Source organism: Microbacterium sp. HMWF026, assembly GCF_003061325.1.
GTDB classification, from domain to species: domain Bacteria; phylum Actinomycetota; class Actinomycetes; order Actinomycetales; family Microbacteriaceae; genus Microbacterium; species Microbacterium testaceum_E.
The window spans coordinates 1-2,687 of the sequence record NZ_QAJB01000247.1 but is presented as its reverse complement, the minus strand read 5'-3'; the positions used below and the strand labels follow the sequence as shown (position 1 = coordinate 2,687).

The 2,687-nt window shown below is 73.1% G+C and carries 1 protein-coding gene; it reads right to left on the bottom strand.

Annotated features, from left to right (window positions below; genetic code table 11):
• Positions 1-911: 911 nt before the first annotated feature.
• Positions 912-2,603 carry an ABC transporter ATP-binding protein gene (locus DBR36_RS09745; RefSeq protein ID WP_108318927.1) on the bottom strand — a complete coding sequence of 564 codons (1,692 nt, stop codon included), beginning with the start codon at positions 2,601-2,603 and terminating at the stop codon, positions 912-914.
• Positions 2,604-2,687: the final 84 nt, after the last annotated feature.

Genomic DNA, 2,687 nt, shown 5'->3' with positions numbered 1-2,687 from the left:
CCCCTGCTCACTCCGCCGCCGGCCGGGGTCGCCCGTCCGGGACGGCGGCTGCGCCGCAGCTTCTCATGGATCACCGGGGTGTTCGTCGTGCTCGGCGTCGGGTGGTGGCTGCTGACGGTGCTCGCGGACGTGTTCGCGCGCTGACCGGCGTGCCGGCGGGCGTTTTCGTGCGCCGGGACGCGGGCCTGGCGGACGGGTTCGTGCGCCGGCCGGCATGCCGGGCGGACGTATTCGTGCGCCGATCGGCGGCTGAGGGCTGCCGGCCGGCCCATCCGCGCGCGTTCCTCGGAGAAACGCGCCGATCTCGGAAAAAAGCCGCCGATTCGTCCGAGAAGCGCGCCGTTCTCTGAGAAACGGGGACGCGGGCGGGCAGGTTCCGCCGGGGACGAGCCCGCTGTGATGCTGAGCATGCGTCGCGGGGGAAGCGCGCGGGCAGGTGCGGGACGCGCGCGTTCCTCGGAGACGTGCGCCGATCTCGGAGAAAAGCCGCCGATTCGTCCGAGAATCGTGCAGTTCTCCGAGAACCGTGCGGTGACTCGAGAGCAGGGGCGGCCCGCCTGCGGGGCGCCCGTGAACTCAGGCCATGCAGGGCGGACATGTCCGTGCGCCGATCGGCGTTCCGGTGGGCGTGTTCGTGCGCCGACCGGCGTGCCGGGCTCCGGAGAAACCGACTCCGCCGGTCGGGAAGACGCCCTGAAAGCCGCCGAACCGGAGAAACCTCCGGAGCCCGGCACGCGCGTCAGGCGCCCGCGTCATGCGCCCGGCACCGGCGCGTCAGGCACCCGGCACCGTCGCGTCAGGCGCTTGGCGCCGGAGCGAAGCACGCGGCACGCGCCCGGCACCGACGCAACACGCGCGTCAGGCCACCGGCACCGGAGCGTCAGGCACCCGGCTCCGGCGCGGCGAGCGCGTCAGGCGCCGCGCGTCGCGCGCCAGAGCTCGCGGCGCGACTCCTGCGCCACGGGATCGGGCACCGGCAGCGACGCCAGCAGGCGGCGCGTGTAGTCGTCGCGCGGCTCGGTCAGCACCTGAACCGTCGTGCCCTGCTCGCGGATCACTCCCTGACGCAGCACGACGACGCGGTCGGCGACCTCGTCGACGACGGCGAGGTCGTGGCTGATGAACAGGCACGCGAAGCCGAACTCGGCCTGCAGCTGGGCGAACAGCTGCAGCACGCGCGCCTGCACCGACACGTCGAGCGCCGAGGTGGGCTCGTCGGCGATCAGCAGCTTGGGGTCGAGCGCGAGCGCCCGGGCGAGCGAGGCGCGCTGACGCTGACCGCCCGACAGCTCGTGCGGGTAGCGGTCGCCGAAGGCCTGCGGCAGCTGCACCGCGTCGAGCAGCTCGTTCACGCGCTGCCGCGCCGCGCGGGCGCCCGAGGCGCGCTTGTGCACGACAAGCGGCTCGGCGATGCACTCGGCGATCGTCAGCAGCGGGTTGAAGCTCGTCGCCGGGTCCTGGAAGACGAAGCCGATGTCGGGCCGGGTCTTCGCGAGCTGCCGCGGCTTGGCGCCGTTCATCTCGGTGCCCAAGACCTTGAGCGAACCCCCGACCACGGAGGTCAGGCCGACCATCGCGCGGCCGATCGTGGTCTTGCCCGATCCGGACTCGCCGACCAGACCCAGCACCTCGCCGGGTCCGATCCAGAAGTCCACGCCCTTCACGGCGACGACCCCGGCCGAACCGAAGCGGCCCGGGTACCCGATCTCGACCTTCTCGGCGACGACCAGGCTGCCCGCGGGCGGCGCGGTGGGCGCGGGGGTGTCGAGCGACTGGTGCGCGCTCTTGCCGCGACCCACGTGGGGCACGGCCGCGAGCAGGTCGCGCGTGTACTCCTGCTGCGGAGCCGCGAACAGCTCCCGCACGGGAGCCTGCTCGACGATGTCGCCGCGGTACATCACGATCACGCGGTCGGCGAGGTCGGCGACGACGCCCATGTTGTGGGTGATGAGCACGATCGTCGCGCCGAACTCCTCGCGGCAGGTGCGCAGCAGGTCGAGGATCTCGGCCTGCACGGTCACGTCGAGCGCGGTGGTGGGCTCGTCGGCGATAATCAGGCCGGCATCCAGCACCAGGGCCATCGCGATCACGACGCGCTGCTTCTGACCGCCCGAGAACTGGTGCGGGTAGTCGTCGACGCGCTTCTCGGGATCGGGGATGCCGACCCGGCGCAGGATGTCGACCGCCTTGGCCTTGGCCTCGGCCTTCGACAGCTTCTCGTGCGCCCGCAGGCCCTCGGCGATCTGCCACCCCACCGTGTAGACGGGGTTGAGCGCCGTCGACGGTTCCTGGAACACCATGGCCGCGTCACGCCCGCGCATCTCGCGCAGTTGCGCGCCGGTGGCGTGGACGATGTCGGTCTCGCCGCCGTCGCGGCCGCGCACGATGACCGCACCCGACAGGGTCGCCGTCTCGGGCAGCAGCCCCAGGAGCGTGTTCGCCGTCACGGTCTTGCCCGAGCCCGACTCTCCGACGATGGCGAGCACCTCGCCGGCGCGGGCCTCGAGAGAGATCCCGTTGATCGCCGCGACGGGCGCGCCGTCGGTGGCGAAGGTGACGCGCAGGTCGTCGACGCGGGCGACGGATGCGGCGGTGCCGGTCATGAGGGGCTCCCGTCGGAGGAGGTGGATGCCGGCGGCCCGGCGGGGGCGGCCGTGGCCGACGCCTCGGCGGGGGACGTCGAGGGG